The 15082-nt window shown below is 36.1% G+C and carries 13 protein-coding genes; 7 read left to right on the top strand and 6 right to left on the bottom strand.

What is annotated here, in order from left to right; all coding sequences use genetic code 11:
* Positions 1-48 precede the first annotated feature (48 nt).
* The 3 genes from CGC49_RS06945 to CGC49_RS06935 all read left to right on the top strand — a co-directional run bounded on the left by CGC49_RS06945 (position 49) and on the right by CGC49_RS06935 (position 3060).
* Positions 49-1500 (top strand): amino acid permease, encoded by a 1452-nt coding sequence (locus CGC49_RS06945; RefSeq protein ID WP_095912230.1) that lies wholly within the window; start codon positions 49-51, stop codon positions 1498-1500.
* A 244-nt stretch (positions 1501-1744) separates the two neighbouring features.
* Entirely contained in the window at positions 1745-2722 is a 978-nt protein-coding gene (locus CGC49_RS06940) for a M23 family metallopeptidase (RefSeq protein WP_095912229.1), read from the top strand.
* Between the two features lie 8 nt (positions 2723-2730).
* Positions 2731-3060: a MerR family transcriptional regulator gene (locus tag CGC49_RS06935; protein ID WP_095912228.1), complete on the top strand. Its 330-nt coding sequence runs from the start codon at positions 2731-2733 to the stop codon at positions 3058-3060.
* Between the two features lie 55 nt (positions 3061-3115).
* Here the strand turns inward: CGC49_RS06935 and CGC49_RS06930 are convergent, their stop codons facing one another.
* Positions 3116-3916, bottom strand: a complete 801-nt coding sequence (locus CGC49_RS06930; protein ID WP_095912227.1) for an RNA methyltransferase — start codon at positions 3914-3916, stop codon at positions 3116-3118.
* A gap of 305 nt (positions 3917-4221) precedes the next feature.
* Here CGC49_RS06930 and rpiB point away from each other — a divergent pair, with 305 nt between their 5' ends.
* The 3 genes from rpiB (at position 4222) to CGC49_RS06915 (ending at position 5806) form a co-directional block, all read left to right on the top strand.
* Entirely contained in the window at positions 4222-4653 is a 432-nt protein-coding gene (gene rpiB / locus CGC49_RS06925; protein ID WP_095912226.1) for a ribose 5-phosphate isomerase B, read from the top strand.
* A gap of 23 nt (positions 4654-4676) precedes the next feature.
* Positions 4677-5417 (top strand): ThiF family adenylyltransferase, encoded by a 741-nt coding sequence (locus CGC49_RS06920; RefSeq protein WP_095912225.1) that lies wholly within the window; start codon positions 4677-4679, stop codon positions 5415-5417.
* A gap of 62 nt (positions 5418-5479) precedes the next feature.
* Positions 5480-5806: a nucleotide pyrophosphohydrolase gene (locus CGC49_RS06915; protein WP_042344076.1), complete on the top strand. Its 327-nt coding sequence runs from the start codon at positions 5480-5482 to the stop codon at positions 5804-5806.
* Positions 5807-6381: 575 nt separating this feature from the next.
* Here the strand turns inward: CGC49_RS06915 and CGC49_RS06905 are convergent.
* Positions 6382-7086 (bottom strand): DUF6261 family protein, encoded by a 705-nt coding sequence (locus CGC49_RS06905; RefSeq protein WP_095912223.1) that lies wholly within the window; start codon positions 7084-7086, stop codon positions 6382-6384.
* Between the two features lie 453 nt (positions 7087-7539).
* Between CGC49_RS06905 and CGC49_RS06895 the strand changes: the two genes are divergently transcribed.
* Positions 7540-9240, top strand: coding sequence for a hypothetical protein (locus CGC49_RS06895; RefSeq protein ID WP_095912221.1), 1701 nt, complete (start codon positions 7540-7542; stop codon positions 9238-9240).
* A gap of 90 nt (positions 9241-9330) precedes the next feature.
* Here CGC49_RS06895 and CGC49_RS06890 read toward each other — a convergent pair whose 3' ends face one another.
* The 4 genes from CGC49_RS06890 to rseP all read right to left on the bottom strand — a co-directional run bounded on the left by CGC49_RS06890 (position 9331) and on the right by rseP (position 14939).
* Positions 9331-10533 carry an IS256 family transposase gene (locus CGC49_RS06890; protein WP_095893597.1) on the bottom strand — a complete coding sequence of 401 codons (1203 nt, stop codon included), beginning with the start codon at positions 10531-10533 and terminating at the stop codon, positions 9331-9333.
* A 139-nt stretch (positions 10534-10672) separates the two neighbouring features.
* Positions 10673-12565: a molecular chaperone DnaK gene (gene dnaK, locus CGC49_RS06885; RefSeq protein WP_095912220.1), complete on the bottom strand. Its 1893-nt coding sequence runs from the start codon at positions 12563-12565 to the stop codon at positions 10673-10675.
* Positions 12566-12847: 282 nt separating this feature from the next.
* Positions 12848-13246 (bottom strand): hypothetical protein, encoded by a 399-nt coding sequence (locus CGC49_RS06880; protein WP_042005802.1) that lies wholly within the window; start codon positions 13244-13246, stop codon positions 12848-12850.
* Between the two features lie 367 nt (positions 13247-13613).
* A complete protein-coding gene (gene rseP / locus CGC49_RS06875) occupies positions 13614-14939 on the bottom strand; it encodes an RIP metalloprotease RseP (protein ID WP_095912219.1) in 1326 nt (441 codons plus the stop codon).
* Between the last annotated feature and the right edge of the window lie 143 nt (positions 14940-15082).

Raw genomic sequence — 15082 nt, 5'->3', positions numbered from 1 at the left:
TTGCGGATAAGAATCTTTCTTCTATTTTTGCTTACTTGAAAAATGACTATGGAAGATACAAATAAAAATCAAGAGCTACGCAGGGGGCTATCCAACAGACACATACAGCTTATTGCTTTGGGAGGAGCTATTGGCACAGGACTTTTTTTAGGTATTGGTTCAGCCGCTGTTCTGGCTGGGCCTTCCGTTATTTTGGGCTATGCCTTGGCAGGCATTATAGCCTTTTTCATTATGCGACAGTTGGGGGAGATGGTAGTTGAAGAACCAGTTTCAGGATCGTTCTCCTATTTTGCCTATAAATACTGGGGAAATTTTGCAGGTTATATCTCAGGATGGAATTACTGGGTGTTGTACATTTTGGTTTCCATGGCTGAACTCACTGCCATTGGTGTTTACGTCCGCTATTGGTGGCCCGAAATCCCGTTATGGGCATCAAGCGGATTTTTCTTCTTAGCCATAACGGCACTCAATTTAGGTTCGGTAAAATTATTTGGGGAGGCCGAATTTTGGTTTGCTATTGTGAAAGTAATCGCGATCATTGCCATGATTCTATTTGGAACCTACTTGCTTTTATCAGGTACAGGTGGAGCAGAAGCTACGGTTGAAAATTTGGTAAATAACGGTGGTTTTTTTCCGAAAGGATGGTTTGAAAAAACTGACAGTGGCTACCAAGGACTTTTAGCTGTGATGGCAATCATTATGTTCTCCTTCGGTGGGTTGGAACTCATCGGAATTACTGCCGCTGAAGCCGAAAATCCAGAGAAGAACATTCCCAAAGCTACCAATCAGGTGATTTACAGGATATTAATTTTTTACATTGGAGCGTTGATAATCCTTTTCTCATTAGCTCCGTGGGAAACTATTACTACGAACACAAGTCCCTTTGTGACGGTTTTTGATAATTTGAAAGGATTGAATTTCTCTCTTTTTGGGAAAGAACATTCGGTTACTCATTTGATTGCTAATGCGTTGAATATTATAGTTTTAACAGCTGCTCTTTCCGTTTATAATTCTTCAGTTTATAGTAACAGTCGTATGCTTTACGGGCTTTCTGAGCAGGGCAATGCACCAAAATTTTTGAAGCATCTGAGTAAAAACGCTGTTCCAATCCGAGCTATCATAGTATCGAGTTGCTTCGTAGCGTTGTGCGTTATCATCAATAAATTTGTACCTGAACAGGCATTTAATATTTTGATGTCGTTGGTAGTTTCATGCTTGATTATCAATTGGGTGATGATTTCATTTACCCATATAAAATTCCGAAAAGTAAAAAACCAAGAACAAGTAAAAGTTAAATTCCCATCAATTTTATATCCTTTTTCTAACTATGTGTCTATTGCTTTTTTGACAGCTATTTTAGGCGTGATGACCCTAACGGGGATGTTGCTTTCTGTGCTATTGATTCCCGTTTGGATTGGAGTTTTAGGACTTAGCTATTTTGTAATCAAGAGGTCGTCAGATAGAAAAAAGACACGTAATAAATCAACCAATTTTAATTAGATTTTCTAGAATTTCAGTAAGTTTTTGTTTTATAAATTTTCGGATATATGTTCAACATCAATCGTTGCTGAATGATCTAATTTGCTTATTTGTTTAAAAAACATCTTATAACTTTTTCCAAAATTAGAGAAAGCTATATGTATTTTTTTCTTACCTTTGCCCTTATCGGCAATGGTTTTCACACGAATCATCTGTTAGTAATTCAAATTATTTTACAAACTCAGTGTGAGAATAAAAATATCCTATGAAAAAAGTAAAATATTATTACGACCCAGAAACGCTTTCTTACAAGCGTATTGCAAGTAAAAAGCGAACAAAGATTAGAAATATTATCCTTTTCTTGGTAGCTTCGGCTCTCTTTGGAGGGATTACGATGTTTCTGATGATAAATATGCGTTTTTTTTATACTCCTCGAGAACTTTCATTGCAACGAGAAGTAAAGCAATATGAAACCCAATACCAAATCCTAAATAAAAAAATGGAACAAATGGAAGAGGTGTTAGCCAATATTCAGGAGAGAGACAACAATATGTATCGTTTGTATTTTGATGTAGCTCCTATTCCTGAAGAGCAACGAAAAAGTGGTTTTGGAGGAATAAATCGCTATGAACACCTTGAAAATTTCGACAACTCTAAGTTGCTTATTGCTACCACCAAACGTTTAGAAATTTTACAAAAGCAATTAGTAGTTCAGTCAAAATCCTTAGATGAAATTGCAGGGCTTTCTAAAGAGAAAGAGAAATTCTTAGCATCCATTCCTGCGATACAACCAGTTGATAATAAAGATTTAACACGAATAGCTTCTGGCTTTGGGTGGCGAAATGATCCTTTTACGAAAGCGAAAAAATTTCATAACGGAATAGATTTCACAGCACCCACAGGCACACCTATTTACGCCTCAGGCGATGGGGTTATCACACGAGCCGATGACGCTTCCTCGGGGTATGGAAAGCATATTCGTATCGATCACGGCTATGGCTACATAAGTCTTTACGCCCATTTGAATGACTACAAGGTTAAGGCAGGACAACGCGTTAAACGAGGAGAACTAATTGGCACAGTCGGTAATACGGGACGCTCACAGGCTCCTCACCTGCATTATGAAATCATTAAAGATGGGGAGCATATCAACCCGATACATTTCTACTACGGTAATTTGTCACCTGATGAATATGCCGAAATGTTGAGAGTTTCAACTCATGAGAACCAATCTATGGACTAAGTATCTTTATGGAAATAAATTTACCTGAAAAGTTGTATTACACCATAGGTGAAGTTGCAAAAGCCTTTAATGTAAACACTTCACTACTACGTTTTTGGGAAAAAGAATTTGGAATAATTAGTCCAAAAAAGAATCTCAAAGGAAGCCGAAAGTTTTCTGCCGACGATGTGAAAAAACTACAGTTGATATATCATCTGGTTAAAGAAAAAGGATTTACCCTTGAAGGTGCTCGTCAAAAACTGAAAGAAGGGCATGAGCAGGTTTTATCTAATTACGAAATCATTGAGAAATTGGAGCATATTAAACGCAATTTAATTCGAATTAAAGAGGAATTGTAGCATGGATGTGCTTATCAACGGCTACTATAATTAGAGTGCTTTTTGGAAGCAAAACTTACATACTTCGTTGTCTCTTAGCTTCAAAAACTAATATGGCGGCGGCTACTGAAACGTTCATTGAGTCGATAACTCCTTGCATCGGGATGATTATGTTTTGGTTGGAATTGGATAGCCACTCTTCTGTAAGTCCTTCGTCTTCTGTGCCGACAACAATAGCAACTCCTTGATTAAAAGAAACTTCTGTGTAAGGTTTTGATGCTGAGAGAGCTGCACAAAAAATATTAATTCCTTGATCTCTCAAAAAATCTATGATTTCAGTAGTTGTTCCCATCGCAATGCTTGTTGTAAAAACGCATCCCACACTTGAACGGATGATGTTCGGATTATATAGATCCGTTTTCGGGTTTGCAATCAACACCGCATCAACTCCCGCTGCGTCTGCCGTACGTAACAGAGCGCCGATGTTCCCAGGTTTTTCAGGAGCTTCGGCAACTAAGATTAGAGGTTTTGTTTTTTTGAGGTGTAAGTCGCTCAATGAATGTGATTTAGCAACGGCTACAGCAATCACACCTTCTGTTGATGAACGATAGGTAAGTTTCTCGTAGACTTCTTTGGATATGCAAATGCACTCAGGGGAGGATTTGGTTTCCAGAAGTAGTGACTTCAGTTGGGCTTCCGAAAAAATATCTTGTTGAAAAAGAATCGTTTGTAAAGTATACCCACCCTTGATGGCCAATGTTATTTCACGAGTCCCTTCAATAACGAAAATACCTTCTTTTTTTCTGTTTCGAGATTTCTCTTGAAGCAAAAGTAATTGTTTAATTAAGCTATTTTGAGTGCTTGTTATCTCTTTCATAAGATGCTATGCTGTTTATTTCTTATTCATGTCCTATAACTAAGTAGTACTCCGAAAACGGAAGGGGTCATTTCAAATGTCAAAAACTCTAAATTATGATTATTTGACCATGCGTAAATCAATTGATATATTTTTTGTGAAGATAAAATCATTGATTTCCGTATTTTTAATTTCCGATGGAGTTCCATTTGATAGGAAGCGGTGCAAAGGTATGAAATATATTTTGTTTCACATTTCTAAAGTTGAATCACTATTTTTGCTATTTCTATTGTTTTTTCTATTTTTGTTGCTTTAAAACAGATATAATGAAAATAGCCATTGGGAATGACCATGCAGGTCCTGCTTACAAAAAAGCCATTGTAGATTATTTAGAAAGCCGAAGTATAGAAGTTATCAATTTCGGTACAGACACCTTTGACAGTGTTGATTACCCCGATTTTGGGCATAAAGTGGCTGAAGCCGTGACTTCCAAGCAAGTTGATTTAGGTATTGTCATCTGTGGGAGTGGCAACGGAATAGCCATCACGGCTAACAAACATCAGGGAATCCGGTGTGCATTGTGTTGGACAAAGGAAATCGCAGCATTGGCACGTCAGCACAATGATGCCAATGTGGTAAGTATTCCAGCCCGATTTACAGCCATTGAACAAGCTGTTGAAATTGTAAAAACTTTCATAGAAACTCCGTTTGAAGGAGGAAGACATACCAACCGAGTGAATAAAATTAGCTGTGCGTAACATACACCATACGTATATATTGTATGAAAAATTGGTTAGAACGCACAGAACTCTTGGTCAAATCCGAGGGAATTGAACGACTGAAAAAGGCAAACATTCTTGTTGTAGGTTTAGGAGGCGTAGGTTCATTTGCTGCTGAGTTTATCGCTCGAAGTGGTGTAGGTAAGATGACCATTATTGACGGAGATGTGTTTGATGTAACGAATATCAATCGACAGTTACCTGCCTTACAAAGTACCGTTGGTAAATCTAAGGCTGAGGTGTTGGCTTCTCGATTAAAAGATATCAATCCTGAGTTGGAGCTCACTGTTTTAACAGAATTTTTGTCCCCAGAAAGAGCTTTTGAAGTTGTTACCCCCGATTTTGACTACGTTGTAGATTGTATCGATAGTATTACCCCAAAGCTAAACCTAATTCTTTCTGCTCGAGCTAAAAGAATTAAACTCATTAGCAGTATGGGAGCTGGAGGAGCTCTTGATCCTTCCCAAGTGAAAGTCGCAGATATTCGAAAAACACGTGACTGTCCCCTGGCACGAAACATTCGAAAACGACTCAAAAAAGAAGGTATCCACTCTGGTTTTAAAGCAGTTTATTCCTCCGAAGTAGCTTCCAAAGATACTATGCAACAAACAGATGGTACGAATTTCAAAAAATCGTTCTATGGAACCATTAGTTATATGCCTGCTGCATTTGGTTTACATGCCGCTGCTACCGTCATCAACTATTTGCTTGAAGGAAAAAACGAACCAGAAGAGGTGTTGTAATAAAAAATGTAGTAAAATAGTTTAGAAATCTCCTGTTTTCTGAACGCTATTCCTTGACATAAATGAATATAAAAAACGCACAATTAGAAGTTGATAATTGGATAAAAGAACATGGGGTTCGTTATTTTAATGAACTGACCAACATGGCTCAACTTACCGAAGAAGTAGGCGAGGTAGCTCGTATCATTGCTCGTAGATATGGTGAGCAATCCGAAAAAGAAAGTGACAAACAGAAAGACTTAGGCGAAGAACTTGCTGACGTGGTTTTTGTGGTACTTTGTTTGGCAAACCAAACAGGCATAGACCTGCAGGAAGCCTTTGATCGAAAAATGGAGAAAAAAACCAAACGCGACCACGACAGGCATCACAGCAATGAGAAACTCAAGTAATTGATTCGCTTACAGTCTAAAGGAAGTGGTTTGGTAAACTTATGACTTTTTAATTTACAAAGATTGAGTCCTTTGCAAGACCCTCCATTTCCTTTTCCTAACTGGTTTTAAATAATTTTTGAAACGATTTTTTAGAAAATCACATATTTAAAAACAGAAAACAGATGATTTTTTGATGTTTTTTTGTCAATTTTTCGAGTGTTTTTCCTTAAAAAACAGTCTTTTTTTTACCTTTTTTTTCATTAAAAGGCGTAAAAAAAAGGAGATTTTAGTTAAAATTGCTTCAAAAAAATTGAGAAAAAACGATGAAAAAGAACACAAATTTGAATTTTCAGAAACACATTTTCTAAAAAAAATCATCTTAATACAAAAAAACAGAAAGTAAACGGTTCTTGTAAGGGTCTCTAAATGATTGAAACAATCTTTTAACGAATATATTTTCAAAAAGTCAAAATAAAACCTCGCTCCAAGAGTGAATTTGACGAGGTTTGTTTCACTATTTGTTTACCATTATTGTTAATCCGTAATTTATTTGGATATGATTTATCTAATTTAGTAGCGGGAGGCGTATTCTTTTATGCTTTCTTGCTTCTACCACTGATGGCAGCGTTGATGGTATTGATTATTTGTGCCACCGTGTCGGCAAAGTGCGTAAATGCTTGAGGATTGACGAAACTTGCCGAAGTTAGGTACGGAATTAGTCCGATGTTGATTTGCTTTAAAAGTTGCTTTTTAAGGTCGGCAGATTTAGGGCGTTTGCTCTGTGTTGCGAGGTTTTTGTCGTGGATTAAACGCTTTTGGTCAAAATCAGCCTGAGCTGTTTTAAGGGCTTCGATGGTGGAAGCGATGCCTTCGAGTGCCGAAATATCGGTTTGTAGCGTAGGTTCGGCGAGGTCTTTCAGTAGTGATTCGATATGTGCCGACTCCACCGCATAGCTTTCGCGAGTAATTCTTACGCCATATTTGGAAAACACCGCGTAGAGCCTTTCGCCCGATTTGCGAAGGTTTTCCACAGGAATGTTAGCATAACTTTTCAGATATTTTTCAAGCTGACGCACCAATTCATCACGCACATCATCGGCTTTATCTACCTCCGAAAGGATTTTGTCACTTTTGATGGCTTGTGAAAGGGCTTCGGCGAGGGGTTCAATCTGTGCGAATACGGGTTTTAGTATGGGGTCGTTAGCCAACGCCGTTTCGCTTTTATAGAGCATCACCAATTGCTTGGCGGTATCTGCCATTTCAGTGATGCGGACGGAAGGTTTTAAGATTTTTAACATAACTAATTTTGTTTTTAAGATTTATACTGATGTTACAAAGCTATGTAATTTGTTTTTAATAATCAACGATTTAGATTTATTTTAACATTTCAAAAAAACAAAATGAATTTATGCTTAAAGCGTTTTACATAAAATATTTTTTTATTTTACTAATCGCTGAAATACGCCGTGTACAATTGTATTTTTGGTAAATCACTAATGAAATGGGTTGTGTACAATTGTATTTTTAGTAAATCACGAGTGAAACAGGTTGTGTACAATTATATTTTTAGTAAATCATTGATGAAATGGATTATGTATCATTTTATTTTTAGTGAAACATTAGTGAAGTGGATTATGTATGATTGTGTTTTCTTGAAAAAGAAATTTGATAGACTTTACTTAAAGCATATTTTTTCAAATTTGTAAAGGAGAAAAAATTGTACATTTGCAAAATAAACATTTGCAGTAAATATGATAACTTTACGATTAGAATTTGGTCACCTCTTTCCTGAAGAAGAGAAAAAAACAGCTTACAAATATTTAAGAAATGTTTCAAAGGAAACTCTGCAAGAAATTATAGGTTTTTTTGCTTTGCCACAAAAAACAGATTATTATAATTTTTTTTATAACCCAGATAAGAAAAAAGAGATACAGAATAGAATCGAAAAATATTTATTTTCAAAAAAAGAACGAATAAATAATCATTCTCTATGCGTAATTTCAGAACACGGAATTTTAAAAATTCAAGAGCTTATTTTATCAAATAAATCTACATTACTTGATGAAAATTCGTTAAGTAAAGATACAGATAGAGATGAAATGAATTTATTTAAAGCCTTTTTAATCATAAATGAGGATTTGAATAGAGATGAATATTTATCTTCTAAAAAAAATCCTGATTCTCATATTAAGGAAGTTATACAGATTTTAATATCTCTAAAATTCGCAGATGCAGATTTGAATATGTATGAATTCTATGATCAGGAAATAAATAAACTTATATATACAACAATATATAGATTCGATAAATTAATTTCTTTTCTTGAATCAAATCCCAAATATAATTATCTATCAAACGAATTACTCACTTATTTTAAACAAAATTCTATTGATGAGTTGAAAGAGCAAGTATTTAATTTACTATTATTCATAGGGAAATACTTGAAAAAGAAAAGCACCTCATTTAAGATTGAAAAAAAGGAAAAAAGTACTATTGATTTTTTAGATAGTTTAGTTTCATATAATCTAACTATTGATACAGATTATATTTCTTTACGAAATTATCCATTGTATAGAAAAGAAAATAACGTGTATGTTATTATAAATCCTTTTTTTATATTAGATAAATTCACGATAAGTATCAAATTTTTATTGAAAGAGGCTTTTGAAAAAAATAATAAAAAAGAGGATTTTTTTAGCTGGTTTAATGAAGATTTTTCAGAGAATTTTTTAATGAAAGATGTGCTGGATTCTATCTTTAATAAGAAGTATTTTATAAAAAAACAGAATGTAAAGAATCGAGATAATGAACCTGATTATTATATTCGGCATAATAGAGATATTTACTTATTTGAACATAAAGATATTCTAATCAGTAAAGATGTTAAGACATCAAGAAATTTCAATAAAATAAACGCAGAATTGAAAAAGAAATTGCTAATTAAAGATAACGGAACTCCCGTAGGCATAGGACAGTTAATCAGACATATTAATTTAATATCTCAAGGAAAATTTCAATTTGATGTTGAATTTAGCAAAGAGGTTAACAAGAAATATGATATATATCCCATATTGTTAATTTCTGATAGATTATTAGAAGTACCTGGTATTAATTTTATTTTAAATCAATATTTTTTGGAAGAAATAAAAAAAATGACAAATATAAATCCTAAGCTAAACATTAAGGATTTGGTTGTTATTGACATGAACACTATGATTTTTACTCAACACTATCTTACCGAAAAAGACAGAAATTTTAAAGATAAGATAGAATGTCATATAAAGAAGATGAAAGAAAAACGAAAGAAAATAAATTCTTTTTCTTATAAAAACCTTGTAAATCATAAGCTATTGCCTTATAGTTACAGATTTGGTAATGATATATTTGAAAGTCAGTCCGTAAAAGATAAATTCGAAGATGATATATATATGAGATGTAGAGTTTCTAAATAATAAATCACGCCCTTTTGGGGCGTGATTTATTATTTCAAATGTCGACACTATCCCTCTAAGTGTGTAAGTTAAAAAGTTGGGGTTAAGTTTTTATAGTTTGAGTCTTTGTGCAAATATAAGCATAAATTGGTTCAAGACAATCCCCCAATTTTGGATAGGCATACTCCACTTTTTGGTAGCTTCTCTCAAAGCCAAGAAAACGGACTTTTGCACAGCTTCGTCTGTTGGGAAAGACAGCTTGTTTTTGGTGTATTTCCGAATCTTACCATTCAGATTCTCAATAAGATTGGTTGTGTAAATAATTTTTCTTATCTCTAACGGAAAATCGAAAAATACGGTCAATTCGTCCCAATTGTCATACCAAGATTTGATAGCATAGCCGTATTTTGACTCCCATTTTTGGGCAAAATCTTCCAAAGCAACCTTGGCAGCTTCCTTGTTAGGGGCAGTATAGATGTGTTTCATATCGGCTGTAAATTCTTTTCTGTCTTTGTAAACCACATACTTACAAGCATTCCTAATCTGATGAACCACACATATTTGCGTTTGTGATTGGGGAAAAACCGTGCGAATGGTTTGCGTAAATCCGTTTAAATTATCGGTGGCAGTAATGAGAATATCTTCCACTCCACGAGCCTTTAAATCAGTGAGAACGCTCATCCAAAAGGCGGAACTTTCATTCTTTCCGAGCCACATTCCTAAAACTTCCTTTTTTCCCTCTCGATTCAAGCCCACAGCAAGGTAAATGGTTTTGTTGACAACTTTTGAGTTCTCACGAACTTTAAAAACGATGCCGTCCATCCAAACAATCAGATACAGCTCGTCCAACGGGCGGTTCTGCCAAGCGACCATTTCATTGGTAACCGCATTGGTAATCCTTGATATTGTGGAAGTTGATACTTCAAAGCCGTACATTTCTTGGATTTGTTCTTCGATGTCGCTCACGCTCATTCCTTTGGCATAGAACGATACGATGATGTTTTCCAAACCATCGATAACGTTCTTGCGTTTAGGGACTAACATTGGGTTAAAACTACCGTCTCTATCCCTAGGAACTTGGATTTGTTCTTCGCCAAAGGAAGTTTTTATCTTCTTGGAAGTGTGTCCGTTACGATAATTTCCATCTTTAGTTTTGTCGTGTTTTTCGTTGTCCAAGTGAACGTCGAGTTCGGCATTGAGCATATGTTCCACCGCTTTTTTGTGGAGCTCTTTAAAGAAACCTGTCAAGTCCTCAGCAGTCTTAAATGACTTGTAAAATTCTTTGCTGTTGAGCAATTCTTCCTTGTTAATCATATCTGTTTAAATTATGGGTCAAAAATAGTTAAAAAGTTATTTCCGAAATTTTTTTTGAGCTTTTAAGGGCTCAAAAAATTTCAGAATAACTTTTCAACTTACACAGATTATGGGATACTCCTCAAATGTCGGCGGTAACTTACTTCACTTCCTCAAAATCTACATCTTGCACGTTGTCGCCGTTTTGTTGTTGCTGACCGCCTGTGTTAGGTTGTGGTTCGCTTTGGGCTTGTTGTGCTTTGTAAAGGTCTTCGGAGGCTTGTTTCCACGCTTCGTTGATTCTGTCCAAAGCAGATTGTATTTGTCCCAAATCTTGGCTTTGGTGTGCTTTTTTCAACTCTTCTAATGCCGATTCGATGCCTGATTTCTTATCTGCCGGAAGTTTGTCGCCAAACTCTTTGAGTTGTTTCTCGGTTTGGAAAATCATTGAGTCTGCTTCGTTGATTTTATCGGCTTTTTCTTTGGCTTTTTTGTCAGCTTCGGCGTTGGCTTCGGCTTCGCGTTTCATTTTCTCGATTTCTTCTTGTGAAAGTCCTGATGAGGCTTCAATTCGGATATCGTGCGATTTGCCGGTTCCTTTATCGGTTGCCGAAACTTTGATAATTCCGTTAGCGTCGATGTCAAACGTTACTTCGATTTGAGGAACGCCACGCGGTGCAGGCGGAATGCCATCTAAGTGGAAGCGTCCTATCGTTTTGTTATCGTTTGCCATTGGTCTTTCACCTTGCAACACGTGGATTTCTACACTCGGCTGATTGTCAGCAGCAGTTGAAAACACTTGTGATTTCTTGGTCGGAATGGTAGTATTGGCCTCGATAAGTTTGGTCATCACTCCACCCATTGTTTCGATACCGAGTGAAAGCGGAGTTACGTCCAAAAGCAATACATCTTTTACATCTCCTGTCAAAACTCCCCCTTGAATAGCCGCACCAACAGCTACCACTTCATCAGGGTTAACACTCTTGTTTGGTTTCTTTCCGAAGAATTTCTCTACCGCTTCTTGCACCGCAGGAATACGCGTAGAACCTCCTACTAAAATCACTTCGTCAATATCGCTTGTTGAAAGTCCTGCATTTTTAAGGGCAGTACGACAAGGCTCGATGGTTCTTTTTACCAAATCGTCAATCAATTGCTCGAATTTTGCACGAGTAAGGGTACGCACCAAGTGTTTTGGACCTGTTGCCGTAGCCGTGATGTATGGCAAGTTGATTTCGGTTTGTGTAGAAGAAGAAAGCTCGATTTTGGCTTTTTCCGCAGCTTCTTTAAGACGTTGCAACGCCATTGGGTCTTTACGCAAATCCATTTGCTCTTCTGCCTGAAACTCTTCGGCTAACCAATTGATGATTTTTTCATCTACATCATCACCTCCAAGGTGTGTATCTCCGTCAGTTGCAAGTACTTCGAATACGCCATCACCTAACTCCAAGATAGATACGTCGTGCGTACCACCACCGAAGTCAAATACCACGATTTTTTGGTCGTTGTGTTTTTTGTCCAATCCGTAGGCCAAAGCAGCGGCGGTAGGCTCGTTGATGATACGACGAACTTTAAGTCCTGCAATCTCTCCTGCTTCTTTGGTTGCCTGACGCTGTGCATCGTTAAAGTATGCAGGAACGGTGATAACGGCTTCGGTTACGGTTTGTCCTAAGAAATCTTCGGCTGTTTTTTTCATTTTTTGAAGAATCATTGCTGAAATTTCTTGCGGAGTGTACAATCTTCCATCGATATCCACACGTGGCGTATCGTTATCGCCTTTTACCACTTTGTAAGGTACGCGAGCCACTTCTTTCTCTGATTCAGAGAATTTATTTCCCATAAAACGCTTAATCGAATAAACGGTTTTCTTAGGATTGGTTACTGCCTGACGCTTAGCAGCATCTCCTACTTTAATTTCTCCGCCGTCCACAAAAGCTACTACCGATGGAGTGGTTCTTTTGCCTTCGGCATTGGTAATTACCACAGGGTCATTACCTTCCATTACAGAAACACACGAGTTGGTGGTTCCTAAGTCTATTCCAATAATTTTGCTCATATTCTTAATTTATTTTTAATTCAACATTTATTTATCACCTTAGGCGGAACTGCTCCGCTTTGGGCTTCGAGCATCTAATAGTCAATGATTGTGCCAAAGGAAGAAATATGACAAAATGTCACTCAGAAGAGGTGTCCGGATTTTGAAGTTTAAAATTTACGCCGAATTATTGCTGTGACAGAAGAAAAAAGTTTTGTAGAGTCACACAGAAAGGAGAAGGATTAAGAATAAAAACTGTCCGAAAAGTTGAATTCTTCGGACAGTTCTCTCGTTAAATTTCAATTATTGAACAAATTGTTCAGCCCACTCACTCCATTTTTTGAGGTCTTCGGACGAAACTTTCTTTCCTTGTTCTTCAATTTTTTTTGCCCATTCCTCCGACTTTGCTTTTAATTGATCGATTTTTTCTTGACTTCCCGCTTTGGTAGCTTCTTCTAACTCAAGTAAATATGCTTTATAGTCTGCAGCCATTTTCTGTAAATCACTGTCTTGAAAAGAAGGCACTTCAAATTCAGAAATTGATTTTTTTACTTGATCAACGGCTTTTTCAGTCTCTGTCTGTAGCGTTTCAACAACATTTTCTACAGAGTTTTGAGTTTCTTTCTTAATTTGTTTTACGTTCTCACAGGAAACTATTCCTGATAGAGCAATAACGGATAAACTTACTAAAATTTTCTTCATAATTACAGATTTATTTAATTAAACAATTGTCGAAAGATCGACGTACAAATTTATTCGCAAATATACATTAAAGTTCTGTAACAAAAAACATATCATTTTGCTATTTCGCAGATTGACCTCGTAAGACCAAAGATTCCTGCTCAAAACTGACGGAATTTTGTACTTAGAAACAATCTCTTTGTTTTTTGTAGGTATGAAAATAACAATAAGAAGAAGGCTCCTAAAAAATGGAATAATACGATGTCATTATTTAAAAGATAGATGTATACTTTCTAATCTGAACGCAGTAAAATAAATCCTCGTTTTTAGTTATTTTGTTAAAAACGAGGATTTGATGAATAAAACTAAGATTGATTATGCAAAAAAACTATTTAAAAATAGCTTTGTAGATGTCATTTCCATTAGCAAAAAGTAGTAAGCCTATCAAGATGAAAAAACCTACCATTTGTGCATATTCCAAGAATTTATCACTTGGTTTGCGTCCTGTAACCATCTCATAGAGCAAGAACATGACGTGTCCGCCGTCTAACGCAGGAATTGGCAATATGTTCATAAAAGCTAACATGATGGAAAGCAATGCTGTAGTATGCCAGAAAGCGTGCCAATTCCATTTTTCAGGAAACATCTTTCCGATAGCAGCAAATCCGCCCACTTCAGTAGCTCCTTTTTTAGTAAATATAAACTTGAATTGAGAAATATAATCACGGAGAGTCCAATAGCCGTAAGAAATCCCTTCCGACAAAGCTGATGCAACTGTATATGTTTTGTGAGTATATTCTACATTAGCGAGCTGGGTAGCAAAAAAACCTAATTTACCCTCGTCATTAGGCGTTACTTCTAAAAATTCCTTTCTTCCGCTACGTTCCACACCCACAATTATCGTTGATTTTTTCGGAAAAACCTTAATAATGTCTTGCACATCGCTATAATAGGTCACAGAAATATCATTGATAGAGATAATTTTATCTCCTGCTTGAAGTCCTGCTTTTTCCGCTGGGAAACCTACTAAAACTGAATCGACAATAGGCTTCAATCGTGGACGAAATGCCATCATTTCTCCTGCGTGAAACAATTGTTTACCAATAGAATCCGGTAAATGAACCATACGTTCATCACCATTTAACCCTTTAACTTTCAAATTGCTAACGTCTCGCAATAATACATATCGATTGATATCCAATAAATTTCCTAAAGGATTTCCATTAACTTCTGTGACGATATCTCCATTTTGGAATCCGTAAGTTTTCATAACTTCACTCACAGCAAACCCTCCTGTAAGTCCGTCTTCCTTAACTTGTTTTTCACCCCAGGTAAACAGAATAGCTGCGTAAATGAAAAAAGCTAACAACAAATTCATGGTAACCCCACCAACCATCACAATCAGTCGTTGCCATGCAGGTTTAGAACGAAATTCCCAAGGTTGAGGCGGTTGAGCCATTTGCTCCTTGTCCATACTCTCGTCAATCATTCCTGCGATTTTGACATATCCTCCCAAAGGCAACCAACCGACACCATAAATGGTCTCGCCAATTTTCTTTTTGAAAAGAGAAAATTTGACATCAAAGAACAAATAGAATTTCTCTACACGCATTTTGAAAGCCTTGGCAGGAATAAAATGCCCTAACTCGTGTAAAACAACCAATATCGAAAGACTCAGAATCAACTGAGCAGCCCTTATCATAAAAATCTCCATAGTAAACTTTTTAAAATTTCGGGCAAAAATACAAATTAACAATGAATAATTTATAATTTATAATTACAAATTACGAATGACCAATTACGGGTTGATGATTAGCAATTTACAATTAATAATTACGAATGACCAATTACGGATTA

The organism is Capnocytophaga sp. H4358, assembly GCF_002302515.1.
GTDB classification, from domain to species: Bacteria; Bacteroidota; Bacteroidia; order Flavobacteriales; family Flavobacteriaceae; genus Capnocytophaga; species Capnocytophaga canis.
This window is presented reverse-complemented; position numbering and strand designations above follow the sequence as displayed.